Source organism: Williamsia sp. 1135 (assembly GCF_002095395.1).
In the GTDB taxonomy this organism is placed as follows: domain Bacteria; phylum Actinomycetota; class Actinomycetes; order Mycobacteriales; family Mycobacteriaceae; genus Williamsia.
Genome location: NZ_MJEI01000096.1, coordinates 1 through 25,595, shown reverse-complemented (window position 1 = coordinate 25,595; position 25,595 = coordinate 1). Strand labels below are relative to the sequence as shown.

Below are 25,595 nucleotides of genomic sequence, written 5' to 3'. Positions count from 1 at the left end.
ACCAGGGCTCTCACATCTTGGCCGGTGTCAGCGCCAATCCCCCACCCAGTCCGATCAGTGCGGTTCCCGAGATCCGGTCGGTCAACACCCTGGCACGTCGTCCACCCATGAGCGTCCGGAGGCGGTGCACTCCGAACACGAAGAACGCCCACCAAACGACTCCGAGGGCTACGTCGATCACACCGAGCCCGAGGATCTGCAGCGTGACAGCGCCACCGGTGGACACGAACTGCGGGAGAACAGCCACGAAGAAGAGTGCCGCTTTCGGGTTGAGGACGTTCGCTACGAACGACTGGCGCCAAACAGCGAACAACCGAAGGTCGGCCGGTTCCTGAGCCTCGGTGACGGAACCGCCGGAGCTCGACCGCGAATTCAGCAGTGCACGGACTCCGAGGTACACCAGATACGCGGCGCCGACGAGCTTGAGCACGGTGAAGGCCGTCGCGCTGGCCAGCAGAATCGCGGCGACCCCAACTGCGGCCGCCGTCATGTGGACCAACAATCCGCATTGGGACGCCGATCGCGGCGACCCAGCCGGACCGCTTGGACCGGACGGCGTGTCTCATCACCACAAACCAGTCCGGACCAGGCGTGACGTAGGCGAGCAGGGCAATACCACAGAAGGCAAGAACCGTTTCAGGACTCATTGCCATCTCGGGTACCCACCGGAGACGACTCAAACCCTCGACTGCCAAGCGATGTCAGGTGAGCAGCGTAGAACCCAGAAAGTCTCCCTTCTCGATGCCCGGAAGGATGGCGTACACCGCGGAGCCGATCGGAACCGTCCACTCGTTCAGGGCATCGTGGTCGGCGAGACGCTGCTGGACCGGAAGGTATTGCGTGTCGACATCCCGCTGGTACGCGGCGAAGATCAGACCGGAGTTCGACGTCTGACCTGCCGAGGGTGGGTCGTCGAAGTTGTACCCCCGGCGCAAGAACTGCTCGTTCGGTGTGCGCTGATGCGCCCGCGCGATGTGGGACGACGGTGGGATGACCGGAATCCCCATCTTGGTCGCCTCGAAGTCCGGCTCGTCGTGCTCCGCCGATCCCGTCAGAGGAGCGCCAGTGTCGACGGTCCGCCCGACGGTGAGTTCCCTGGCGTGGCGGTCGAGTTCCTCCCACGTGTCGAGTTGCATGGCGATCCGCCGGAGCACGAGCGATGTCCCACCCGCCAACCACGGCTGCTGTGATCCGTCATCCCAGACCAGACCGTCGAAGTCGACGTCCGACCTCGGATTCACGGTGCCGTCGACCTGCCCCATGAGGTTGCGCATCGTCGTGCCCGCCGGGGTACTCCCCCGAGCGTGATGGAAACCGCGCTGAACCCAGGCAATCCGAACTCGTGAACGCACGTTCTTCGTCAGCACTCTGACTGTGTGCGCGACGGTCATCGGGTCGTCGCCACAGACCTGCAGCAACAGATCCGTTTGGCTCCAGGCATTCTGGTCGAGCCGGTCGATGGCGAACCCAGGGAGAGGTCTCAACCAGGTCGGTCGGCGCTCTTCCAGTCCCGCGGCGCTGAACGCCCCCGCTCCGACACCGACGGTCACCGTGAGCCGGGACGGGATCTGTGCCAGTTCGGGTTCGGTATCCGCCAGCGCGGCCCGGCCACCGGTCAGGCGGGCAGCGTCTTCCGTCCAGACCTTGAGGATGCCGGTGAGCGCGGCACGGTCGGTGCCGTCGACGAGGTCGAGGCCGACGAACTGGCCATACGCCTGCGGCGTCGTCGCGATACCCGCCTGATGAGGCCCGTAGAACGATTCGGTCTGGCCTCCAGCGCTGCCGTCCGAGTCGTTCGAGGCGGCGGCTTCTGCTGCACCCCAGCCGATTCCGACTCCGACCCCGGCCGCTCCCAGCCCGGCGGCGCCTCCGAGGAGACGCCGCCGGCTGAATCCGGCGCGGGGCCGACCGCGCTCAGGCACCGGGAGTCGGCGTGTCGGTGGTACCGGGGTCGTAGTTCTCCTCGTTGCCGCTGAAGTCGCGAACCTGGGCCTCGACCTCCTTGGTGGAGCCGTCGTCGAAGGTCAGGGTGAGGTCCACGGTCTGGCCTGCGGTCACCGGCGCGGTGATGTCCATGAACATCAGGTGGTCGCCGCCCGGATCGAGGCTGTGCGACCCTTTGGCCGGGATCACAAGTCCCCCTTCTTTTTCGCGCATCACCATGCCGCCGGAATCGCTGGTCGCCATCTCGTGGATCTCCATGTAACCGCTGGCAGGACTCGAGACAGAGACGAGATGGATCTGCGAGTCACCGGTGTTCGCCAACTGACCGAACGCAGCGGTCATCCCGCTGTCAGCGGCCTTGACCCACTGGTCGGAGACGGTGACCGAGTCGGCCTGCGTTGCCGTTTGTTCTTTGTCACCGCACGCGGCGAACACGGTGACGCACAGGACAGCCGCCGCGAGAGCTCCGGCAGTTCGGGTGTGGAGATTGCGCATGGTCATGCACCTTTCGTGGTGGTGGAGGTCGAGACCGGTGGCGTTCGCCGTGCGCGGGCGTCGTGGTAACGCCCGATCGCGATGTCGACCAGGATGAAGGTGAGCAGGCTGATTCCCAACAGCGGGATGAACCAGCCGACGAGAACTGCCGCGGCGACGATCGCGACCGCGATGGCCGGATGGGTCTTGCGCAGTGCACCACGTCGAGGCGGGCGAGCCAGCGCAACACCCTCACGGTGACGGGTCGGGCGGCGCTTCCACCACATCAGGTATCCACGCACGCATACGCTGACCAATCCGATCGCTACAGCCAGCAACACCAACTGATTGGCGAGCCCGAACAGCAGTCCCATGTGGAGCGCGATGCCCCAACTCGAGAGCTTCGCCGCCAACGGCCATTCGGAGAACTTCGACTCGCCGACGATGGTCCCGCTTCCGGGATCGATTGCCACCGAATTGGTTTCCAGCTGCCACGCCGTTCGGACCTGCGAGACGACCATGGCGGTCGCGGCATCGGACGGGATCGTCATCTCGACGGCCCCGGTGACGCCCGCGGCCCGCGCGGTGGACAGCACCTGCCCGACGTCGGTGACGTTGCGGGACACGATCCGCTGATCGGCTGATACCGTCTCGTGTCCGCCGCCGCTGTGGTCGTGATGACCCGAATCCGCCGGAGCGGCAGCGGGATCGAGTGAGCTGTCCAGAGCCGGTGTCGTCCAGCTGAGCGATTGCCTCAGTTCGGTGATGTTCTCACCCGCAAAACGCGACCAGGTCAGTCCGGTCGCCGACAGGAACACCAGACCCACGACGATCCAGGTCCCGACTGCACCATGCCAATTGAGCGTCCGGTTGCGGCCCGTGGTCGTTCGATCGATCCCCAGCAGCGGCGCCGATCCGGTGTTCCGCTGGCGGCTGCGATAGCGGACGATCCAGAGCACGAGCCCGCCGAGCGCGATCACCCACAGCCAGGACGCAGCGAGTTCGCTGTAGATGCGGCCGGGTTCGCCCAGGTGCAAGTTGCGGTGCAGCTGCGAGATCCAGGTCCGCATGGGTAGCGATCCGCTGGATCCGTATGCGATTTCGGTGCCTCTCGATGTCGCCGTCACCGGATCGATGAACACCGCCGTCCGCATCGACGGTCCCAGCGAGGGGTCGGCGAACAGCACCCTGGTGGTCTGGCCTGCCTCGACCGCGGGGCGAACCGCGTCGGGCTGTAGATCGGGAACAACGCTCTGTGCCACCTGAGCCTGCTCGGCCAATGGCGCCGCCGGTCCGGTCGAATCGGTGTGCAGGACGTCGCGATAGACCCATTGCTCGGCAGTGGGCGCAATCGCATAGAGGCCGCCGCTGATGGCGGCGACGATGAGGAAGGGCGCAATGAACAACCCCGCGTAGAAGTGCAAACGCATGACCAGAGGACGAATCACCTGAACTGGCGCAGGTGATCTCGTCGTCGAAACGGACGCAAAGGCCGCGTCCGGCTGGTCATGGTCGGATCGGATGATCGACATGACTCTCTATTCGTATGTGAAGATCTCATGGCGCAGTGGACCACGAAGGCGCGCGGCGATCGGGAATCGCTCCGCGGGGCGACCGGAGTCGGGCCCACCGCGGAGGTGTTCGTGCTGACCGACAACGAGTCGAATCCGCACGAGCAGAAAGATCTACGCAGCCAGAGGAGGACCGCGGGTGCCCGCGGTCGACAACGCGAGGAAGCGGTGAGCAGCAGACCGGTAGCTGGTGATCGTGGCCGTCCACATCGGGACGAGGCCTGCCGGGACATCGAGCACCCGGGTGAGCAGGCGGGCAACGAAGCCGAAAGCCGCGAGCAGCCCGTGTTCGGCACAGCGGAGGAGTACCGCGGTCAGCAGGAGGACAGTGAGGTGGCCGGCGACCATGGACGGCGCAGGTACCAGGCTGTGGGCATGGCCGTGACTCAGGGTCAGGATCACGTGGCCCATGACCTGGCCGAGGCCGAGGACCGCGAGAAGGACCACCAACCGGTTCGATCGAACCTGGCCCGGCGTGACCGCTGCGCCCGCCGCGGTGCAGACCAGCACCAGCAGGAGCAGGGAGGATTCGGACAAAGCCATTGCCCCACCACCGAGTCCGTGACCGGCGACTGCGACAGCTCCGGACATCAACCCGACGAAGGCACCGCGCATCCGCGCGAGCAACTGCATCCGGGAGTCCACAGCGGCACCTTACTAGGTACTACCGACTGTCGTACAGGTGCTGCGCCGGCAACGGCGCCCGCACCCGCGGGTCACGACCGCAGGTCGGATGGTCGTGTGCTCACCGAACGAACCGGTAGCCCATCCCCGCTTCGGTCAGCAGATGCCGCGGCTTCGTGGGATCGACCTCGAGCTTTCTCCGCAAACTGGCGAGATAGACCCGCAGGTAATTGCTCTGGGTGCCATAACTGGGACCCCACACGTGGGTGAGGATGTCGCGTTGGCCGACCAACTTGCCCTCGTTGTGCACCAGCAGCTCCAGCACACCCCATTCGGTGGGGGTCAGGTGGACGGGCACTCCCCCGCGGGTGACCTGTTTCGAACGCAGATCGACCGTGAACGCATCGGTCTCGACCACAGGTTCCGAGGAGTCGGTGGCACTTCCGCGCCGAACCGCTGCCCGCAGCCGGGCGAGGAACTCCTCCATGCCGAAGGGTTTGGTCACGTAGTCATCCGCACCGGCGTCGAGGGCCTGCACCTTGTCGGCCGAATCGGTGCGCGCCGACAGGACGATGACCGGCACGTCGGTCCACCCCCGCAACCCGGCGAGGACCGTGAATCCGTCTATGTCGGGTAGACCGAGGTCGAGGACGATCACCTGGGGATTCGTCTGACCGGCAGCGGTCAAGGCGCCCGCACCGCTGGAGGCGGTGGTCACGTCGAACCCGCGCGCATTCAGATTGATCCGCAGGGCGCGCAGAATCTGCGGCTCGTCGTCGACGACGAGCACGCGCACCTTGGCCTCGCGCCCCTCCTCAACCATCGAGTACCTCCACCCGGGCGAACTGGGCTTCGGCGGGCGGGCCGGAACGCAGTTCGAACGACATCGTCAAGCCGCCGCCCGGTGTCTGCGAGGGGGTGATCTCGGATCCCATCGCGCGGACGAAACCCTGCGCCACGGACAACCCCAGCCCTACCCCGGTACCGCTGCCCGAGTCCCCGAGTCGCTGGAAGGCGGTGAAGATCTTGTCCCACGACTCGGCGGGTACCCCCGAACCGTGGTCGCGCACCGACACCGTGCATCGCGGTAGGTCCTCGACATCAGATGGGTCGTGGCCGAGGCGGGCGCGGACCTGCACCACCGAGGCCTGCCCGCTGTGCCGGAGGGCGTTGTCGATCAGATTGGCCAGTACGCGTTCGAGCAGCCCCGGGTCTGCGTAGACGAGCATCTGTTCGACATCGAGTTCGACACGAGTGGCACCGGTGGGGTCGAGGCGGGAGATGCCCATCATGGCCCGGCTCACGACCTCCGTCAGATAGACCATCTGCAGGTCTGGCCGAATCACCCCGGCGGCCAGTCGCGACGAGTCGAGCAGATTGCCGACCAGCGCGGTCAGATGATCAGTGGATTCTTCGATGGTGGCGAGCAGTTCCGCGGTGTCCTGGGGCGAGAACGTGACGTCGGTACCCCGCAAACTCGACGCGGCCGCTTTGACCGCGGCCAACGGTGTCCGTAGGTCGTGACTCACCGCCGACAGCAGTGCCCGTCGCAGTTGATCGGTTTCCGCCAGCGCTCGTGCCTCGGCCGCCTCGGCGGCGAGTTCGCGCCGTTCGACGAGGCCCGCGGCCTGGGTGGCGACAGCGACGAGAACCTTGCGTTCACGGCCACCGAGTTTGGGGCCGGTGAGCAACATCGCGAAGTCGCTGCCGGGGACGGGACACACGGTGTCGGCGGCACCGGTGTCGGCAGGTGGCTCCTCCCCGACCGATCCCTCCACGATGCTCGCCTCGCGGCCGCTGCGACGGATCAGCGAGACGGCGCGCTGATCGTAGGTTTCGCGGACCCGCCGCAGCAGGCCGTCGAGTCCTTCTCCACTGAGAACAGCGCCGGAGAACGTGGCGAGGAGTTCGGCATCACGACCGGCCCGCTGCGCCTGCACCCGTCTGACAGTGGCCGAATCGACCAGAGCAGCAACGGCTATGGCGATCATCAGCATCACGATGATGGTGATCAGGTTGTCGGCCTCGTTGATGGTGAAGGTGTAGCGCGGCGAGGTGAAGAAGTAGTTGAGCAACAACCCCGACACAATCGCCGACAGCGCCGCCGGACCGATGCCACCGAGCATGGAGACCGCGAGCACCACCACGAAGAACAACGCCGACTCGCTGGCGATACCCAGCCACCGGTCCAGGAAGGCGAGCACCCCCGCCGCCGCCGCCGGGACCAGGACGGCGAACACCCAACTCAGCGGCCGGTGGAAGCGGGTCTGCCTGATGTCGAGTGGATTTCGTGCCTTGGTCTCGGAATGGGTGACCATGTGGACGTCGATCTTTCCGGAGTTCCGCACGACGGTGGCGCCGACGCCTTCGTCGAGGATGCGTTGCCACCGAGAACGTCGGGAGGTGCCGACCACGAGTTGGGTGGCGTTGACCCCACGGGCGAACTCGAGCAGCGCGGCGGGTACGTCGTCGCCGACGATCGTGTGGGTTTGTGCGCCGAACCCTTTGGCCAGCTCGGTGAGCTCGGCGATGTCCAGCGAGGCGGGATCGGCGAGACCGTCAGCCGCCGCGATGTGCACCACGACGAGTTCGGCGCTCGAGCGCGACGCGATCCGGCCTGCGCGGCGGAGCAGTGTCGCCGATTCCGGACCGCCGGTCAGCGCCACCACGACGCGCTCGCGCGCCTCCCAGGTGGCGGTGATCTGGTGTGCGGCGCGATATGTCGCGAGGTTGTCGTCGACCTGATCGGCCAGCCACAGCAGGGCCAATTCCCGCAGCGCGGTGAGGTTGCCTTCGCGGAAATAGTTGGCCAGCGCACCGCCCACCCGGTCCCCGGGGTACACCTTGCCTGCCGTAAGACGTTGCCGCAGTGCCTGTGGCGCGATGTCGACGAGTTCGATCTCGTCGGCGGCCCGCACGACGTCGTCAGGGACGGTCTCGCGCTGCACGATCCCGGTGATCTCCTGGACCACGTCGTTCAGACTCTCCAGATGCTGGATGTTGATCGTGGACAGGACATCGATGCCGGCGGCGCGCAGCTCTTCGATGTCTTGCCAGCGCTTGGCGTTCCGCGAGCCGGGGGCGTTCGTGTGGGCGAGTTCGTCGACAAGGGCCACCTGCGGGCGGCGGGCAAGCACCGCGTCTGTGTCCATCTCGGCGAGTACGGTCCCGCGGTGCTCGACATTCCGGCGAGCGATCAGCTCCAATCCGTCGGTCATGGCCGCGGTGACGGACCGCCCGTGCGTCTCCACCACCGCGACCACCACATCGACGTCCTCTCCGAGCAGAGCGTGGGCCTGCGCCAGCATCTCGTACGTCTTGCCCACACCGGGGGCGCAGCCGAGGAACACCTCGAGACGCCCTCTGGTTTCGCCGGTCACTGCGCCGACCTTAGTCGCAGGCAGGAGCGGTCAGCCCCAGATCGAGGTTCACCTCGAGCACGTCGACCCTGGGCTGGCCGAGAAAGCCCAGCTGACGCCCCTCGGTGTGATCCGAGATGATCTGCCGCACCTCCGCGATCGACTTCCCGTTCTCCCTGGCCAGCCGCGGTACCTGGAGCCCCGCGTAGGCCGGGCTGATGTGCGGGTCGAGACCCGACCCTGACCCGGTGACCGCATCGACCGGAACACGGTCGGCGCTCACGCCCTCGCGAGCGGCGATCAGCTGCCTTCGTTCGGCGATCCAGCCGGCCAGCTTCTCACTGTTCGGGCCCTGGTTGCTCGCCGCGGACGCTGCGGGATCACCGGGGGCCATCGGGTCGTCCGAGGATCCCAGCACGCGGGCGTGCAGGTACCTGTCGGGTTCGCCGGCGGCCACCTGCGGATCGATGCCGATCAGGCTCGACCCGACGACGCAGCCGTTGCGGTCGGTGACCTGCGACCCGTCGGCCGAGGTCGCGCCGATTCGCGAAAACCCCCAGACGACTGCGGGATAGGCCACCCCCAGGATCACCGTCATCGCTGCGAGGACCGCGACGGCCACCACACACTGCCGTATCCACGTCGACATCGTTCTCATCTCGTCTACCCCATTCCCGGGAGAAAGCGGACCACCAGGTCGATCAGCCAGATACCGAGGAACGGCGTGATCACACCCCCGAGTCCGTAGATCAACAGATTGCGACCCAACAGCTTTGACGCAGAACTGGGCCGGTACCGCACACCGCGTAGCGACAACGGGATGAGCGCCACGATGACCAGGGCGTTGAAGATCACCGCCGACGTGATCGCCGACTCCGACGAGTGCAGACCCATGATGTTGAGCTTGTCGAGTTGCGGGTAGATGCCACTGAAGAGCGCGGGCAAGATCGCGAAGTATTTCGCGAGGTCGTTGGCCAGGGAGAACGTGGTCAACGCTCCGCGGGTGATCAGCAGCTGCTTGCCGATCGCCACCACGTCGATCAGCTTGGTGGGATCGGAGTCCAGATCCACCATGTTGCCGGCTTCTTTTGCGGCCGAGGTGCCCGTGTTCATCGCCAGCCCGACGTCGGCCTGGGCGAGTGCCGGAGCGTCGTTGGTGCCGTCGCCGGTCATGGCGACCAATCGCCCGCCGGCCTGCTCCTTGCGGATCAACGCCAGTTTGTCCTCGGGTGTCGCTTCGGCCACGAAGTCGTCGACTCCGGCTTCCGCGGCGATCGCCGTCGCGGTGAGCGGGTTGTCACCGGTGACCATCACCGTGCGTATCCCCATCGCCCGCAGCTGCGCAAAGCGCTCGGCCATACCCGGTTTCACGACATCGGAGAGCGCGATCGTCCCTAATATGACGGCCCGGTCGTCGCCGGTCTGGGTGCCGACGACCAGTGGCGTGCCGCCTGCCCGCGAGATGTTGGCGACCTCATCGCTCACCTCGGCCGGGGTGTCACCGTGGTTGTCGGCGACCCACCGCAGCAGCGCGTCGGCCGCACCCTTGCGGATTCTGACCGTACCGGCGGGGCCGGGCACGTCCATCCCGCTCATCCGGGTCTGGGCGGTGAAAGGAACGATCTCCCGGGTGGCCCGGTCTGCGGCGTCGAGCGCTTCCGGATCCTGGCCGAACTCGACACGGCACAAGTCGACGATGCTCCGACCCTCTGGGGTGTCGTCGGCCAGGCTCGATTGGCATGCTGCCAAGGACAATTGCGAAAGCGTCACGCCGGGCGCCGGCACCAGGGCAGTCGCCTGGCGGTTGCCGAATGTGATGGTTCCGGTCTTGTCCATGAGCAGTGTGTCGATGTCGCCGGCCGCCTCGACCGCGCGCCCGGACATCGCGAGGACGTTGCGCTGCACCAGCCGGTCCATCCCGGCGATCCCGATCGACGAGAGCAACGCACCGATGGTGGTCGGGATCAAGCAGACCAGCAGCGCGATGAGTTTCACCGCATCCGGGGTCTGTCCCGCGTACTGCTGCATGGGCCCGACAGCCACGACCGCCAGCAGGAAGATGATGGTCAGGCTCGAAAGCAGGATGTCGAGGGCGATCTCGTTCGGTGTCTTCTTCCGCGACGCTCCTTCGACGAGCGCGATCATCCGGTCCACGAACGATTCGCCCGGCGACGTCGTGATCTTCACGATGATCTTGTCCGACAACACCACCGTGCCACCGGTCACCGCACTGCGGTCGCCGCCGGATTCGCGGATCACGGGTGCGGATTCACCGGTGATCGCGGATTCGTCGACCGTGGCGATACCGTCGACGACGTCGCCGTCGCCGGCGATCACCTCTCCGGCCTCGACGACGATCAGGTCACCGATCACGAGTGCGCTGCCCGAGATCTCGGTGATGGCGCCGTCTGCGTCGAGCCGTCGAGCGACGGTGTCCTGTTTGACTTTCCGCAGGCTCGCGGCCTGGGCGCGGCCGCGTCCCTCGGCGACCGCTTCGGCGAGGTTCGCGAACAACACCGTGAACCAGAGCCAGAACACCACCGCGAACGAGAACCACGACGGCTGCCACACCGCCAGGACCGTCGTGATGATCGCGCCGAGGTAGACGACGAACATCACCGGATTGCGCGCCTGGTCACGCGGATCGAGTTTGCGCAGCGCCTGGGGTACCGAGGTGATCAGCTGGCGGGGATCAAACGCTCCGCTACCGGCCAGATCGTCGTCCGCCCGGACGGACGCGGTGTCCCGCTCCGCGACTGTGGTCATGAAAGTGCCTCTGCTATCGGTCCCAGCGCCATGGCCGGGAAGAAGGTGAGTCCGGCGACGAGAAGAACTGTGCCGGTGAGCAGGCCGCCGTAGAGCAGACCGTGGGTGGGCAGTGTTGCGGAGCTGACCTGTCGGGGTTTCGCCGAGGCCAGTAGGCCGGCCAGCGCGAGGACGAAGATGATCGGCAGGAACCGGCCGAGCAGCATCGCGAAGCCCAGTGAGCTCTGGAACCAGTCACTGGTGGCGGTGAGCCCGCCGAACGCACTGCCGTTGTTGTTTGCCGCGGAGGCGAACGCGTACAGCACCTCCGAGAAGCCGTGAATCGAACCCGGTGATCCAGGTTCGCCGCTGTTGCCCTGAAAACCTGTGGTGGACGCCAAGATCACGGTGATCGCGGTGCCGATCAACACCAACGCGGGCATCACCAGGATCGACAGCGCCGCCATGGTGATCTCGTGCTGGCCGATCTTCTTGCCCAGGAATTGCGGTGTCCGGCCCACGAGCAGGCCACCGACGAACACCGCGATGATCGCCAGCACCAGCATTCCGTACAGACCGGTCCCGACGCCGCCGGGTGCGACTTCACCCAGCAGCATGTTCCAGATCAGTGCGCCACCGCCGCCTGCGGAGTACGAGTCGTGCGCCGAGTTCACCGCGCCGGTGGATGTTCCCGTTGTCGAGACCGCGAACAAGGCAGACCCGGCGACCCCGAACCGTTGTTCCTTGCCTTCCATCATCGCGCCGGCCGCCTGGGCCGCGAGGCCGTTGGTATGCGATTCGAACGCCCAGACGAGGGCGACCATGCCCGACCAGATCGTGGCCATGACCCCGAGGATCGTGAGACCCTGCCGGCGGTCACCGACCATCGTGCCGTAGGTGCGGGTCAGACACACCGGGATGATCAGCAACGCAATGATTTCCACGATGTTGCTGAGCGGTGTGGGGTTGGAGAACGGATGTGCGGAGTTGGCCGACAGGGTTCCGCCGCCGTTGGTGCCGAGTTCCTTGATCGCCTCCTGAGATGCGAACGGTCCTACCACGCCGGACCCACTCGACCCGTCGAGCCCGATGAAGTCGAAGCCGCTCTTGAACGACTGCACTGCGCCCTGGGTGAGCAGCAGTAGCGCGACGATGATGCTCAGCGGCAACAGGATCCGGAAGGTGGCTCTGGTCAGATCCACCCAGAAGTTGCCGAGTTCGCCGTCGCCCTTCGTGCCGATGATTCCGCGGATGAGCGCCACCGCCACCGCGAGACCGACCGCAGCGGACAGGAAGTTCTGCACCGCGAGCCCGGCCATCTGGGTGAGGTTGCTCATCACGACCTCGGGTGAGAAGGACTGCCAGTTGGTGTTCGCGACGAAGGAGATCGCAGTGTTGAAGGCCATCGCGGGCGAGACCCCGTCGCGGCCGTCGCTCCAGGGCAGCACACCTTGGAGTCGCTGCAGGGCGTAGAGGAACAGCACCCCGACGAAGGAGAACGCCAGCACTGCGGTGGCGTAACCCGTCCAGGTCTGGGACCGGCGCGGGTCGATCCTGGCGATCTTGTAGAGCAGGCGTTCCGGCGCCAGGTCAGTCCCGAGGCCTTGCGGTCTGCCGCGCCCACCGGAGAACACGCGGGCCATGTAGTCGCCGAGCGGGACGTACGCCGCCGCGAGGATGAAGACCACCGACCCGACCTGGAGGGCGGCGGCCACAGAGGAGTTCACGTTTGCCTAGAACCTTTCGGGAAGTACCAGGGCTGCACAGAGATACAGCACCACCACGATTGCGATGATCAGCAACACGACATTCGTCGCGCCGTCGGCGGTCACGGTCGGGTCCTGGCAGCGACGAGGCGCAGGACGAGTACGCACACACCGAAACCGCCGAAGATCGCCGGCACGAAAAAGAGATCTGCCACGTCCACTCCTGAGGATGAGGGGGCCGGACCACTTCGTCGGGTCCGGCCGGTGGATTCAGCATGCTGGGCCGGCGGTGCCCGCGACCAGGGTGTTGACGACCTTCATACGCGCACACGCTGCATCTTTACGAGATCTTTGCGCCGCTTGCTGCTGACAGCCAGATGAGGAAGCCGATCCGTGCTCTGGGAATGATCCGCCGTCTGACGACGGTCCGCGCGCACGGTTAGCCGCCCTCACAGCTGGGTATACGCACGATGAGGCATGGCGAGGCGGACACGATCCGCCTCCGTCATGCCTGTCTCGGTTGAGTCGTCAGCCTTCTGGAAGTCCGTGAGCGATGGTGGAGCGAGGTCGTGGGTGAAGCGCAGCAGTATCAGGGTCGCGTCGGTGCCGAACTCACATGTTTACGTCCGGCACATCGCGCCTCTGATGCCCGAGGAGACGAATGTCATCCGCCTGCCCGACCCTGTTCCGGCCGGTGGTCCGGTGGATCCCGGCGTGTGGTGGCCACCGCGCATGTTCGACCCACAGTGGATCTCGGCCCACCACGCGGAGTTCGACGTCTTCCACATCCACTTCGGGTTCGACGATGTCTCTCCCGAGGTCATGAGGGACGTGATCCACGAGCTCCGATCACGCGGCAAGCCGATCGTCTACACGCTGCACGACCTGCGTAATCCGCACCATCGGGAGCCAGGTGCCCACGAGGAAATACTCGACATCCTGGTTCCGGAGGCCGACGAGATCATCACTCTCACCCCGGGTGCCGCCGAGCGCATCCGGGAGCGCTGGGCGCGCACCGCCACCGTCTTGCCCCATCCACACGTGGTCCCGCCGCAGTGGTTCCATCGACGTCCGACCGACTCCCCCCAGTTCACCGTCGGCGTACATGCGAAGAGTGCGCGTGCGAACTGCGACCCGCTGACGGTCGCGCAGGCCCTGGTCGAGATCGCCGGGTCATACGACGACGTGGTGATACAGATCAACGTGCACGACGACATCTTCGATCGAAGCAGCCACGGATACGACCCCGACCTGGGACGAGCACTTCGGACGCTCGGATCCCACCGCCGCGCACGGCTGATCGAGCACCGGCGGTTCTCGGACGAACAATTGTGGGCGTACCTGCAAGGTCTATCTGTTTCGGTACTTCCGTACCGGTTCGGGACGCATTCGGGCTGGCTCGAGGCGTGCCACGATCTGGGCACAGCGGTCCTGGCTCCCAGCTGCGGCTTCTACGGTCAGCAACAGGAATGCTTCGAGTTCGACCTCGATGAAGACCATTTCGACGCCGAGACACTCGCTGCTGCACTGAAAACGGCCCACGACACTCCCACCCCGGCACCGTCGTGGTCGCAGCGGCTCTCGCAGAGACAGTGGCTGGCCCAACAGCATTCCGCCATCTACAGCAGGTGCCTCGATGCCTGAACGGATGACTGAACGGCCGTTGCAGATCGCCGTCATCGCATCGAGCCGCCACCCCATCGCGGAACCTTTCGCGGGCGGGCTCGAAGCCCATGTCTGGCACCTGACGCGGGCACTGACTGCCGCGGGACACGAGGTGACCCTGTTCGCAGGCCCGGGATCGGACGTCGGCCCCGGCGTACATGTGATGCACGTCAACATCTTCGAGCCATCTGCGGTGGCGCGGGGTGATGTGTCGATGCCGTCCGAGACGGCGATGCGTGACCATCACGCTTATCTGTCACTGATGCTCGATCTCGTCGCCGACCCCGGGCGGTTCGACCTCATCCACAACCACAGCCTGCACTACCTGCCCATCGCGATGGCTCCGGCACTGGCCACCCCCATGGTGACCACCCTGCACACCCCGCCCACGCCCTGGCTCGAGTCGGCGATGACCGTCGCGCCCCAACCGCGATGCGTGGCGGTCAGTGGCCACACCGCGCGGCTGTGGGAGCACGTCCTGGGTCCGACACCTGTGGTCCGCAACGGAGTTCGGATCGACCACTGGCCGGAGGGTGCCGGCGGCACGGACCTTGTCTGGTTCGGTCGCCTGGTCCCGGAGAAGGGCGCACACCTGGCGATCGAGGCCGCTCGGCTGGCCGGGAAGCCGCTCCGTCTCGCCGGTCCCCGGAGCGACGAGCATTACTTCACCACGATGATCGAGCCTGCGCTCGACGACCAGATCAAGTACGTCGGGCACCTCGGTCACAGCGCACTGGCCGACCTCGTCGGCTCGTCGGCAGTCACTCTGGTCACCCCGATGTGGGACGAGCCGTACGGACTCGTGGTCGCCGAATCACTGGCGTGCGGGACCCCCGTGGCATCGTTCGATCGCGGTGGAATCCCCGAGATCGTCGGTATCGACGGCGGGATCCTCGTCCCACCCGGAGACGTTGCGGCACTGGCGACTGCGGCTCTCACGGCCGCGGGATACGACCGCGGCAACGTCCGGCGTCGCGCACTCACCCACTGCAGCGAAGACACCATGGTGGAGCAGTATCAGCTGCTCTACTCGGAGATGGCCGGCCGCGAGAACATCCCGGCGTGATCGGCTACTACATCCACCATCAGGGCAGTGGACACCGGATGCGCGCGGAGGCGATCACCGAACGGCTCAGGGTTCCGGTCGTGGCGCTGAGCAGTGCCGACATCACCAGCGCGGTGTTCGCCGACCGGGTCAGGCTCACGCGAGATGATCTGTCGGATACTCCAAGCGACGTCGACGCCAACGGAGCGCTGCATTGGGCTCCCCGCCTCGACGTCGGACTTCGGACCCGCATGGTGGAGATTGCGGAGTTCGTGTCTGTCCACCGTCCCGATGCCATGGTGGTCGACGTGTCCGTGGAGGTCGCAGCCTTCGTTCGCTTGCTCGGTGTTCCCGTGGTCGTCACTGCGATGCCCGGGGAGCGAACGGATCCGCCCCATCTGCTGGCCTACCAGTTGGCCGACGCCATCATCGCTCCGTGGCCGGAGGAGCTATACCGGCCGGAATGGCTCATCCCGCACCTGCACAAGACCACGTTCACGGGAGGGATCAGCCGGTTTGACGGCCGTCCGGTCCACAACGATGCCGGCTGCCAGTCCGACGTCCTGGTCCTGACCGGCACCGGTGGGGCCACCACCTCGCAGGCCGCGGTCTCGCAGTTCGCCGACGACCACCCCGAACTCACCGTCCGCGGGCTCGGCCCGGCGTTCGGAACGTGGAGCGACGATCCATGGCGGGAGTTGTGCAGCGCCCGGCTCGTGGTCACCAACGCCGGACAGGGCAGTGTCGCCGACGTCGCGGTCGCCCAGAAGCCCGCGGTACTCCTCCCTCAGGACCGCCCCTTCGACGAACAACTCCGCACCGGAAGAAACGTTGCCCGTGCGGGTCTGGCGCATGTATGTTCCGCGTGGCCCACCGCGGACGAGTGGGCGACGATCCTGCGGGCAGTACCTGATTCGGCCACGTCGTGGTCCCGCTGGCGCACCGCGGGCGCCGCGGGACGAGCGGCGGCCGCCATCGAGGCGGTCCTCGGATGACTTCCGCATCGCGGCCGCCGAAGGTCGTTGCCATCACCATCGTCTCCGGCCGACATGATCACCTCGCGAACCACCTCGACGGGGTGGCCGCAGCGGCCGTGCGGCCCACGGAACACATCATCGTCGCGATGAATGATCCTGCGGTGCACGACATCGCGGCACCGTATCCCTCGACCCGGGTGGTCGACGTCGAGTCCGTCGGCGCACACCTGCCCTTGGCGCAGGCCCGCAACCTCGGCGCACGGACCGCGATCGACGCCGGCGCGGACCTGTTGGCCTTCCTCGACGTCGACTGTGTTCCCGGCCCCCAGTTGTTCCGGTACTACGCCGCTGCCGCCGAACGGAGAGGTGGAGAACAACTGCTCTTCTGCGGACCCGTCACCTATCTGTCGCCGCACGCCGATCTGGGCGACCTCGCGGCACTGACCGATCCGCATCGGGCGCGCCCGAACCCCGACGCCGGCGTCATCGTTCTCGACACCGAGATGACCCTGTTCTGGTCGTTGTCGTTTGCGCTGACCGTCGCGAACTGGCAGATGCTCGGCGGCTTCTCGACCGCGTACGAGGGCTACGGCGCGGAGGACACCGATTTCGCCATGTCGGCTGCGGCGCATGATTTCCGCATTGCCTGGGTCGGCGGCGCCCACGCCTATCACCAGTACCACCCGGTCTCCGATCCCCCCGTGGAACACCTCGACGACATCCTGCGTAATGCCCGGATCTTCCACTCGCGGTGGGGATGGTGGCCGATGCAGGGATGGCTCGACGCCTTCCGCGATCGAGGACTGATCGCGTTCGATGCGCGTACTGATAGCTGGGTCACCCTACCCGCCTGACCGACGTTTCGAGTCCACCCGAAATGGCTACGCCATAACTTGCAGCACAGCAATATTCGAAGGACGGAGGAGTCGATGATTGCCGATCCCGAAAAGCGGATACCGACCGATTCTGAGCTTGCGCAGTGGTGTGAGCAGCTGGCGGAGCTGGCCGAGCAGAACAACAGAGTCATCGCCACCGCCGAGTCACTGACCGCGGGCAACCTGGCCGCCGAGCTGGGACGCGCGTCAGATTCAGGTGACTGGTACTGCGGAGGCATTGTCGCCTATCGCAAGCAGGTAAAACACGACGTACTGGACGTCCCGGACGGGCCAGTGGTCAGCGAAGCCGCGGCCAGAGCGATGGCCCGCAGTACCGCGACGTTGCTCGGCGCCGATCTGGCGGTCGCGGTGACCGGAGAAGCCGGACCCGAAACCCAGGAGGACGTGCCACCGGGGACCGTGTGGTTCGGTGTCTACGACAACGGTTCGGTCGAGACCTTGCATCGAGTCTTCGATGGGGAGCCGGAGCAGGTCCTCGCCTCTACGATCGCCGCGAGCGTGGATCTGCTCATTCAGCACGCCAAGGCAGGAACAGGCGATCCGGACGAGCAGACACCCCGGACCGGAGAGGAGAACCCATGACCGCGCTCCGCGACCAGATCCGCAAGGAGCTACACGTCTCACCGTCGATCGATGCCGAACGCGAGATCGAGCGACGAGTACAGTTTCTTGCCTCGTACCTACGCGCCACCGGCACACAGGGTTTGGTGCTGGGCATCAGCGGAGGCCAGGACAGTACCCTGGCAGGGAAACTGAGCCAGTTGGCCGTCGACCGGGTCAATGAGGCGGCCGGCGGCGCCGAGTTCGTCGGGGTGCAGTTGCCGCACGGACAGCAATCCGACCAGTCCGATGTCGACATCGCGCTCGATTTCATCAAACCATCCCGGGTGATCAGCATCGACATCAAACCCGGAGTCGACGCCGAATCCGCCGCCATCGCCAACGGTCTCGGTGTCGACCGACTGCGAGACTTCGTGCGCGGGAACGTGAAAGCCCGGGCACGCATGGTGGCCCAGTACGCCGTGGCCGGTGAGCGTAACCTGCTCGTGGTCGGTACAGACCACGCCGCCGAGGCCGTCACCGGATTCTTCACCAAGTACGGGGACGGGGGTACCGACGTCAATCCGCTCGAGGGTCTGACCAAAAGCCAAGGTGCGCAGCTGTTGCGCTCGCTGGGCGCCCCCGAATCCACGTGGCAGAAGGTTCCCACGGCCGACCTCGAGGACGACCGGCCGGCACTGCCCGACGAAGAGGCACTCGGGGTGACGTACCCGGAGATCGACCGTTACCTACAGGGAGAATCGGTCTCGGCCGAGGCCGCTGAAACGATCGAGGCCGTATATCTGCGCACTCAGCACAAGCGTCATCTGCCGGTCGCCCCGTCCGACACGTGGTGGCAGTGACGATCGGATCAGCCGACGAAGGCCGCGAGCATGCCATCGACAGCGTGTGGCCAGCTGAACTGTTCCGCGCGCTCGCGAGCCAGTGATCGTCGTTGTGCCGCAGGGAGGTCCAGCACGGCCAAGATCGCCTGGGCCACACCCATCGCCGTATCCGGAGCCAGTGCGCCCGACTCGGCCCTCACGATCTCCGACAGCGCGGATCTCTGCGACACCACCACCGGGGTACCCGTCGCGAGCGCTTCGAGGGCTGCGAGCCCAAACGTTTCGTGGGGTCCCGGCGCCAATGCCACGTCGGACGACGCCATCAACGCGGCGACCTCGGCTCGACTACCCAGGTAGCCCGCGAAGTCGACGGGCAGACCCTCTGCGCGCCGCTTCAGCTTGCGCATGACCGGGCCATCTCCGACGATCAGCAAGCGTACCGATATCCCTGAATCACGCAGCAGTGCAACAGCATCGACACTTCGATGGACGTGCTTCTCCACCGAGAGGCGCCCACAGTGGATCAGCAGGTGCTCGGCTCCTCGTCTTGCCAGGTCGCGTAGTGCGGCGCTGCGGCGCTCGGGGTGGAACACCTCGAGGTCGACGCCGAGCGGAACCCGGCAGAGGTTGCTCGCGCCGATGCGGTCGAACTCCTCGGCCGCGAACGCAGTGGTGCACACAACTTTGTCGTAGTCGCGTGCGGTCGCGCGATTGGCGACGTCGGCGAGGGTCTGCGCCACGGCTCGTGGAAGCACCTGACCGAGGAGTCTGTCGAGACGTTCGTGGGCGATCATGACGCTGCCGACATCCCGTTCGCGCGCCCAGACACCCATGCGCCGCAGAGTCAATCGGTCGGACACCTCGATGACGTCGGGGGCCGCCGACGCAGCCACCGCCGCAACGGAAGCGAAGCGTGCGGCGCGATATCCCCCGGTGAACGGGAGAACTGGGGCAGGCACCGTCACCCGCACAACGCCTGATGCGAGTACCTCGTTCGCAGCGACAGGCCCCGGGACGATCAGCGTGACGTGGTGACCACGCCGAACATATCCGGTCCCCAGTTCGTCGACCGCGGTCCGGAGTCCACCCGAACGCGGCCCGTAGAAGTTGGCGACCTGCACTATCCGCATGGTCGAAGTGTCGGCCGCTCCCCGGCCTGTGGCCAGAACGTGCGGTGGCGCGTCGGTGAACTCCGGCCGAACACCTCCTCCGGCACCTCAGTGTCGGACGTGTGGGCGCTGACCTGCCGCGCCGCGACGGCTTCGTGGTCAAACGCGTCCGCTACCCACCGGACCGCAGTACATTCAAAGACAGTCTGAGGTCCAGCCCCGCAGGCCCCGGCCGACCCCACGGCTCTGGGAGGATGACTATCTATGCGAGGACCCGAACAGGAGTTGGCGATCCTGCAAGCGCTGATGGAGCATTCGCCCGATCTCATCTCTCTGTCGGAGTTCTCAGGCATGGTGCGCTACATCAATCCAGCTGGTCTCGAATTGCTGGGACTGAGCGCATTGCCTTAGGACGGCAGCCTCACCACGGAGGACTTCTTCACGCCAGAAGGCCTACAGGTCGCGGGAGAGGTCGAGCACGGGCTGAGCACGGTCGGGCACTGGCAGGGTCGTAGCGAGATGCGTCATTTCGCCACGGGAGAGGGTATCCCGGTCGCCATCTCGACGTTCGTGGTCGAGCGGGATGGTGACAACCCGCGAATGATCGCCTCCTATGTCCGAGACCGCCGTGCCGGTCACGTTCGCGACCTCCAACTGCTCGATGCGGCCGCCAGCGCCGCCCAGTTCGCCGCGGAGCAGCAGTCCGTCGCCGAGCTCAGCCGGATCGCGATCAGCGGAGACCTCCCCCAGCTACTCCCGATCGCAACCGGCGCGGCGGCGACAATGATGGGCGTCGAGCGATCGACGATCACGCGGGTCGATCCTCAAGAGGATGCGGTCCTGGTCCTCGAGGCGTACGCGGGGGCCGGCTGGAAGATGCGCGCGATACCTGCAGGAACCTATTCATTGATGGGTTACTCGATCCTGCGCAACACGCCGATAGTCTGCGTCGACATCGTGGGCGAGACCCGATTCGACACCAGCGCGATGGCAACCGCCGGTATGCAGAGCGGGGCGTCCGTACCCATCGCGGGGAACTCCGGGCCGTGGGGTGCGCTGTCGGTGCACAGCGTCCGTCCCCGCTCCTACGGCCCCCGCGAGGTCGCATTCCTACAGACCGTGGCGGGCGTACTGTCGACGGCGATTCGCCGGATCGAACTGGATCGGCGGCTGCGGCACCGCCGGATGAGCGATCAGCTGACGGGTCTGCCCAACCGCGAGGTCGCCTACGAACGCATTGACGAGGCGCTTGGGCGGGCCCGGCTCAACGGAATTGTGGTCGCCGTCCTCCTACTCGACATCGACGACTTCAAGATCATCAACGACAGCCTCGGACACGACACCGGTGACATCGCTTTGCGCCAATTCGCCCGCCGGCTCAACTCGGCGACCCGGCCGCAGGACACCGTCGCCCGCCTCGGTGGGGATGAGTTCCTGATCATCTGCGAGGGCATCCGGGATGTGGCACATGCCCAGGAGATCGCGCATTCGATCACCGACGAGATCAGGCAACCGATGGTCGACGACAACTCCCCGACTCCGCGCAGCGCCAGTATCGGGATCGCTGTGTCCGATGAGGCGTCGACCAGGCGAGACCTCATCCACCAGGCCGATCTGGCCATGTACCGCGCAAAGGGCACCGGCACCGGCGGACACGCGGTGTTCGACAACGCCGATGTCTATGACGCCGAACGCATCCGAACTCTTTCGCTCGCATTGCGAAAGGCGTTGATTCGCGGCGATCAGATGCACATGGTGTACCAACCGATCGTCGAGATCGACAGCAACCGGATAGTCGCGATCGAGGCGCTGGCACGGTGGAACCACCCGACACTCGGTCCGATCGGTCCCACCGAGTTCGTGGCCGTCGCCGAACGCACCGGGCTGTCCACCGAACTCGGAATGTGGGCGCTGCGAACGGCGTGCACCCAGGCAGCCGTATGGCGAAAGACCAACGACATCACCATCCGCGTCAATGTCAGCGCCCTGCAGCTGAGGGATGCGAAGCTGCCCAATCAAGTCGCGCTGGTTCTCGCGGCGACCGGCCTGCCCCCGACAGCCCTCGGCCTGGAGATCACCGAGACCGTCTGGGTCGAAGACACAGAACGAGTTGCCGACACTCTCACCGAACTCCACCGGATGGGCGTGGGGATCCTGCTCGATGACATCGGGGTCGGGCACAGCTCCATCTCCTACCTCGACCGCTACCCGCTGTTCGAGTGTTTCAAGATCGACCAGTCGTTCATCGCGAGGTTGCCCAGCCCGCGCGGCGAGGCCATCATCTCCGCAATCGTCTCGCTCGCAAACGCATTCGATGTGACCGTGGTCGCCGAGGGGGTCGAGACCCCGGAGCAGCTCGAGGCGCTTCGGACTTGCGGATGCCAACTGGCGCAGGGGTACCTGCTCGGACGCCCGATCTCCGGCGACGAGACAACAGAACTGCTGCGTGCTCAGCTGGACTGAGCGGCCCGCGCTTGCCTGTGCAGCAGGCGTGCCGATTCGATGAGCACCACACCGTCGGGTCCCCACATCAGCCTCATGAAGTGGCGTTCGATCGGTGGCTGCTGCATGAGCCAGACAATCGGTAGCACAGCCATCTTCGACAGGATCGCAAGTCGAGACTTCGTGGGACCCAGTCCCATCGCGCGGCGCGCCCGGCCTGAAAGTACGCCTGCAATAGGCAGATTGAACACGATGGCCTGAATCATCAGGGGAACAATGGCCCGTATCTGAGTGATGTGGAAATTCTTGATCATGGCCTTGCCCATGACCTCTTCGAAGTCCTCGCCGGTCTCGGGAATGAGTTTCATCGTCGGGCTGTGCCGAAACAGATGGTCGTATTTCTCGTAGAGCAGAGCGAGCTGAGCCATCGTGGTCGGTATCTCGTCCTCGGGCACACCATGCAGACGTACGTAGCGCGCGGACTCGCCCATGAATCGGTCGCGGGCTGTGGCCGGAAGTCGATGGGGCAGCTTCCCATCCCGGAAGGCAAAGGCCTCATATACGCGCAGCATCGGGTGCATTTCGGTCAGGGCCGCACACATCACCTCGCGCGTGTCGGTCGCGGCGTAGCCACCCAGTTCCGGCTCGCCGACGTCGATGATGTCGCCCGCCACCCGCTGGTGAATGTTGTGCAGGTGTTTCACCATCTTTTCCGCGGTCGCGGTGTCGCCGAGCCACATCGGAGCGTGCATGCCCGCATTGCGCTGGAGCCGTTATAACGAATCGAAGAACGTCAGGGTGCCGTCGCGCCCTTTGCGCGAGATCGGATCGCAGTCGCGAATGCCGGCTTCGATCGGTTTGTAGATCGTCTGCATGAAACCCTGGATCGAGTTGTGGAACACGATTGTCGCGGGATGGAGCAGTACCTCCCACACCTCGCTTCCCGGGCCGAAGATTCCGTAGTCGGGCATCCCGTCCGCATCCAGCGATTCACCCGCCGGTGTCGGCTCTCCGAATCGCCTCCATCGTCTTGCGGTACCGAGAAGGCGCTCACTGGTGAGCACCCTGTTCACGGACCCATCGCTTCGACCGTTGGCGACAAGTCGCATGCCTACCCCCTCGGCTTCCAGTTCCCGGCCGGGAACTGTTGCTTGTGCGACTGTAGGCTGGCCGTTCGGAGGTCGTCAACCCCCATTCCGAGGAGGCAGGGCTCGTGGCTCACAGTGAACGCACTGCACCCGTTCGCCGTGCACGAGGAGTCCGGGCGGGGCTCGACAGGGACCAGATCGTCGCAGCCGCCAAGACACTCGACCCTGGTGCGGTCACCATGCAGGCCGTTGCCGGAGTTTTGGGTGTCGACAGGAAGGCGGTCAATCATCACGTCAGCGACCGAGAGACCTTACTCGGACTCGTCGCCATGGACGCCTTCGCGGACAGCTTTTCTGCAGTTCGGTTAGGCGCAGAGATTTCGTGGAGGGAGGCTTGCCGCACCTACGCGATCGGCTTCACCGACGCGGTCATCGCCATCGGGCCGCTCGCCGACCATCTCCAACTCGGCAATCCGTTCGTCACGACCATGCTCGAGGCATCCGAGGTCATCGTCCAGAAGCTGATCGACGCCGGCGCCGATGACGAAACCGCCCTTCGGTGTCTGGTGCTACTGACGAACATCTGCCTCTCCCATGCCAGGGACATGGTCGCGATCGCAACGGCCGAAGCAGCGCCGCGCCCAGAGTTGCTCCGGCAAGCCATGTCTGAGCACAAACCTGAGATACCCACTCTCGCCAGGATCGCCGAACAGAAGGTAAACACCTACGACAGAGCCCAACTGGAGCTGTCGATCGACGTATTCGTCGGAGGCATCGAGGCGCGCCTTTCCGCCACGAAGAACACGGACTGAAGCCTCGCTGGCGTTGCCGCCCAGCCCGTCTGGGCGGCAACACCGCGCTGCGGGCACCACAAAAACACACCGTTCAGTCAAAAGCACCTGTTGCAGAGGCTGTTGCCGAATCGCGGGCGGTAACGCCCGCGATTCGGCGTGTTTGGTGCAAGAATTCTGGTGTGGCCAAGTCGTACATCCATGCTGATCGTGATCAGCAGTTTCTGTTGCCGCCGGATATGCGGGAGTGGTTGCCGCCCGGTCATCTGGTGTGGCTGATCGCCGATATTGTTCAGGCGCTGGATACCTCGGCGTTTCATGGCCGGCGTAAGCGTCGGGCCACGGCCGATTCAAACGCCGGACGGCGCGGTTACGACCCGGACATGATGTTGGTGCTGCTGTTCTATGCCTACTGCGTCGGGGAGCGGTCCTCCCGGATGATCGAACGACGCTGCCACACCGACGTCGCGTTCCGGGTCGCGTGCGCCCAACACGCCCCTGATCACACCGTCATCGCCCGGTTCCGCAAAGACCAGGAAACCCACTTCACCAGCCTGTTACCCAGGTCCTGCAGCTGTGTGCGGCGGCAGGGATGGTCAAGGTCGGGACCATCGCCGTCGATGGCACCAAGATCGAAGCCAACGCCAGTATCGATGCGAACAAAACCGAAGCCAGACTGCGAGAGATGGCGAGCGAGATCGTCGCCGAAGCGGCTGCTGTCGATGATCAAGAAGATCTCGACGACCCAGGCGATCAGACTCCGCCGCGGTTGCAGTCGAGGGCCACTCGCCAAGCTGCGATCGCTGAAGCGCTGGCCTCGATCGAGAAAGATCGCCGCGAACGACCCAGCAGTGCAGCAAAGATGACGATACGTAGGGTCGAGCGTGCTGAGGCCAAAGAACGCCGTCTCACCGAAGAGTCGACCGCCATCTACACCGCTCAGCAGCAGGTACTCGCGCAAGGACGGCGCCCGGCCGGACGCCGGGCGGTGCATCCCGATCGCAATGTCAACGTGCTCAAAGCCCGGCAGAACCTGATCAATGCGCGGGCCGCGCTCGAGCGCCGGAACGCTTCCAAACCAGTCCGAAAACGCAACCTTACCGACCCGCAGTCCCGGCTCATGAAGACCCGATTCGGGTTCCGGCAGGCCTATAACGCCCAGCTGGCCGTCTCCGAAGATCACCTCATCCTCGCCGCGTATGTCACCGACCGCGGCATCGATATTGGCGAGTACATACCGACGGTCGCCGCCGTCGAGCAAACGTTGAGCGAGCTCGCCGCCGCCGGTCACGATCGGGTCATCGGGACCGTCCTTGCCGACGCCGGCTACTTCTCACGAGAGAACCTCGCCGCCGCCGGACCCAACAGACTCATCGCGCCCGGCAAAGCCAAAGATGTTGCAACATCGAAGAAAACGGCAGTCACCCAGCCCGGGAAATACGACCGGACCGCCATCGAAGAGATGCAAGAACGCATCGGCACCGACGAAGGAACCGCCCACTACCGCCAACGCGCAGGGATCATCGAACCCGTCAACGCCCACCTCAAAGACCGACGAACCCTACGACGATTCGCCCGACGCGGCCTCGCAGCTGCACAATCTGAACTCATCCTCGCCGCCGCAGCCACCAACTTCCTGCGCTACGTGAAAGTCAACAACCTCGCCACCATCTGACCCCGGGGCCACGGCCCCGGCCCAATCCCCGACCGGGCCACGAACCCCCACGATCAAACACGCCCGCGGGATTAGGCAACAGCCTATGCAACGTGTGCA

Annotated in this window: 23 protein-coding genes and 1 pseudogene; 10 read left to right on the top strand and 14 right to left on the bottom strand. The window is 65.6% G+C overall.

The features are described from left to right. Positions 1–10 precede the first annotated feature (10 nt). The 11 genes from BFL43_RS15565 to BFL43_RS15515 all read right to left on the bottom strand — a co-directional run bounded on the left by BFL43_RS15565 (position 11) and on the right by BFL43_RS15515 (position 12,549). On the bottom strand, positions 11–490 hold the full coding sequence (locus BFL43_RS15565) for a LysE family translocator (RefSeq protein WP_240498294.1): 480 nt from the start codon (positions 488–490) through the stop codon (positions 11–13). Positions 491–701: 211 nt separating this feature from the next. Next, a complete protein-coding gene (locus tag BFL43_RS15560; RefSeq protein ID WP_084893428.1) occupies positions 702–1,922 on the bottom strand; it encodes a Dyp-type peroxidase in 1,221 nt (406 codons plus the stop codon). Continuing rightward, the gene (locus BFL43_RS15555; protein ID WP_084893427.1) at positions 1,915–2,445 is read right to left on the bottom strand and encodes a copper chaperone PCu(A)C; all 531 of its coding nucleotides are present in this window, start codon (positions 2,443–2,445) and stop codon (positions 1,915–1,917) included. The genes BFL43_RS15560 and BFL43_RS15555 overlap by 8 nt, the downstream gene beginning before the upstream one ends. Continuing rightward, positions 2,442–3,848 (bottom strand): PepSY-associated TM helix domain-containing protein, encoded by a 1,407-nt coding sequence (locus BFL43_RS15550; RefSeq protein WP_346425971.1) that lies wholly within the window; start codon positions 3,846–3,848, stop codon positions 2,442–2,444. The genes BFL43_RS15555 and BFL43_RS15550 overlap by 4 nt, the downstream gene beginning before the upstream one ends. A 255-nt stretch (positions 3,849–4,103) precedes the next feature. Then, positions 4,104–4,634 (bottom strand): hypothetical protein, encoded by a 531-nt coding sequence (locus BFL43_RS15545; RefSeq protein ID WP_143695345.1) that lies wholly within the window; start codon positions 4,632–4,634, stop codon positions 4,104–4,106. Between the two features lie 100 nt (positions 4,635–4,734). Beyond that, positions 4,735–5,436, bottom strand: coding sequence for a response regulator (locus BFL43_RS15540; protein ID WP_084893424.1), 702 nt, complete (start codon positions 5,434–5,436; stop codon positions 4,735–4,737). After that, the gene (locus BFL43_RS15535) at positions 5,429–7,993 is read right to left on the bottom strand and encodes a sensor histidine kinase KdpD (protein WP_084893423.1); all 2,565 of its coding nucleotides are present in this window, start codon (positions 7,991–7,993) and stop codon (positions 5,429–5,431) included. The genes BFL43_RS15540 and BFL43_RS15535 overlap by 8 nt, the downstream gene beginning before the upstream one ends. A 10-nt stretch (positions 7,994–8,003) precedes the next feature. Beyond that, positions 8,004–8,630: a potassium-transporting ATPase subunit C gene (locus BFL43_RS15530; RefSeq protein ID WP_084893422.1), complete on the bottom strand. Its 627-nt coding sequence runs from the start codon at positions 8,628–8,630 to the stop codon at positions 8,004–8,006. A 5-nt stretch (positions 8,631–8,635) separates the two neighbouring features. Further along, a complete protein-coding gene (kdpB, locus tag BFL43_RS15525) occupies positions 8,636–10,738 on the bottom strand; it encodes a potassium-transporting ATPase subunit KdpB (protein WP_084893421.1) in 2,103 nt (700 codons plus the stop codon). After that, positions 10,735–12,444, bottom strand: a complete 1,710-nt coding sequence (gene kdpA, locus BFL43_RS15520; RefSeq protein WP_084893420.1) for a potassium-transporting ATPase subunit KdpA — start codon at positions 12,442–12,444, stop codon at positions 10,735–10,737. The genes kdpB and kdpA overlap by 4 nt, the downstream gene beginning before the upstream one ends. Positions 12,445–12,450: 6 nt before the next feature. Further along, positions 12,451–12,549: a potassium-transporting ATPase subunit F gene (locus BFL43_RS15515; RefSeq protein WP_084834682.1), complete on the bottom strand. Its 99-nt coding sequence runs from the start codon at positions 12,547–12,549 to the stop codon at positions 12,451–12,453. Positions 12,550–12,996: 447 nt separating this feature from the next. On the opposite strand from BFL43_RS15515, the gene BFL43_RS15510 reads away from it, so the two are divergent. The 6 genes from BFL43_RS15510 (at position 12,997) to nadE (ending at position 18,409) form a co-directional block, all read left to right on the top strand. Further along, a complete protein-coding gene (locus tag BFL43_RS15510; RefSeq protein WP_206186684.1) occupies positions 12,997–14,067 on the top strand; it encodes a glycosyltransferase in 1,071 nt (356 codons plus the stop codon). Beyond that, a complete protein-coding gene (locus tag BFL43_RS15505) occupies positions 14,060–15,154 on the top strand; it encodes a glycosyltransferase (protein WP_240498293.1) in 1,095 nt (364 codons plus the stop codon). The genes BFL43_RS15510 and BFL43_RS15505 overlap by 8 nt, the downstream gene beginning before the upstream one ends. After that, the gene (locus BFL43_RS15500) at positions 15,151–16,128 is read left to right on the top strand and encodes a glycosyltransferase (protein ID WP_084893418.1); all 978 of its coding nucleotides are present in this window, start codon (positions 15,151–15,153) and stop codon (positions 16,126–16,128) included. Before BFL43_RS15505 ends, BFL43_RS15500 begins: the two co-directional genes overlap by 4 nt. After that, positions 16,125–16,964 (top strand): galactosyltransferase-related protein, encoded by an 840-nt coding sequence (locus BFL43_RS15495; RefSeq protein WP_084893417.1) that lies wholly within the window; start codon positions 16,125–16,127, stop codon positions 16,962–16,964. Before BFL43_RS15500 ends, BFL43_RS15495 begins: the two co-directional genes overlap by 4 nt. 75 nt (positions 16,965–17,039) lie before the next feature. Continuing rightward, positions 17,040–17,588, top strand: a complete 549-nt coding sequence (locus BFL43_RS15490) for a CinA family protein (protein WP_084893416.1) — start codon at positions 17,040–17,042, stop codon at positions 17,586–17,588. Next, a complete protein-coding gene (nadE, locus tag BFL43_RS15485; RefSeq protein WP_084893415.1) occupies positions 17,585–18,409 on the top strand; it encodes an ammonia-dependent NAD(+) synthetase in 825 nt (274 codons plus the stop codon). Before BFL43_RS15490 ends, nadE begins: the two co-directional genes overlap by 4 nt. Before the next feature lie 8 nt (positions 18,410–18,417). On the opposite strand, the gene BFL43_RS15480 is transcribed toward nadE, so the two are convergent. Continuing rightward, complete coding sequence (locus tag BFL43_RS15480; RefSeq protein WP_084893414.1) at positions 18,418–19,521, bottom strand: glycosyltransferase; 1,104 nt, start codon at positions 19,519–19,521, stop codon at positions 18,418–18,420. 243 nt (positions 19,522–19,764) lie between these two features. On the opposite strand from BFL43_RS15480, the gene BFL43_RS29500 reads away from it, so the two are divergent. Beyond that, entirely contained in the window at positions 19,765–19,911 is a 147-nt protein-coding gene (locus BFL43_RS29500; RefSeq protein WP_240498292.1) for a PAS domain-containing protein, read from the top strand. A 108-nt stretch (positions 19,912–20,019) separates the two neighbouring features. Next, positions 20,020–21,963: an EAL domain-containing protein gene (locus BFL43_RS15475; protein ID WP_240498291.1), complete on the top strand. Its 1,944-nt coding sequence runs from the start codon at positions 20,020–20,022 to the stop codon at positions 21,961–21,963. Here the strand turns inward: BFL43_RS15475 and BFL43_RS15470 are convergent. Together BFL43_RS15470 and BFL43_RS15465 are read right to left on the bottom strand one after the other, a co-directional pair. Next, a pseudogene (locus BFL43_RS15470) lies at positions 21,951–22,703 on the bottom strand (oxygenase MpaB family protein); the annotation flags it as partial. The gene BFL43_RS15475 and the pseudogene BFL43_RS15470 overlap by 13 nt on opposite strands. Before the next feature lie 12 nt (positions 22,704–22,715). Continuing rightward, a complete protein-coding gene (locus BFL43_RS15465; RefSeq protein ID WP_143695344.1) occupies positions 22,716–23,051 on the bottom strand; it encodes a hypothetical protein in 336 nt (111 codons plus the stop codon). A 104-nt stretch (positions 23,052–23,155) separates the two neighbouring features. Here BFL43_RS15465 and BFL43_RS15460 point away from each other — a divergent pair, with 104 nt between their 5' ends. After that, positions 23,156–23,842 carry a hypothetical protein gene (locus tag BFL43_RS15460; RefSeq protein WP_084893411.1) on the top strand — a complete coding sequence of 229 codons (687 nt, stop codon included), beginning with the start codon at positions 23,156–23,158 and terminating at the stop codon, positions 23,840–23,842. A gap of 571 nt (positions 23,843–24,413) precedes the next feature. Beyond that, positions 24,414–25,496, top strand: a complete 1,083-nt coding sequence (locus BFL43_RS15450; RefSeq protein WP_084891679.1) for a transposase — start codon at positions 24,414–24,416, stop codon at positions 25,494–25,496. Positions 25,497–25,595: the final 99 nt, after the last annotated feature.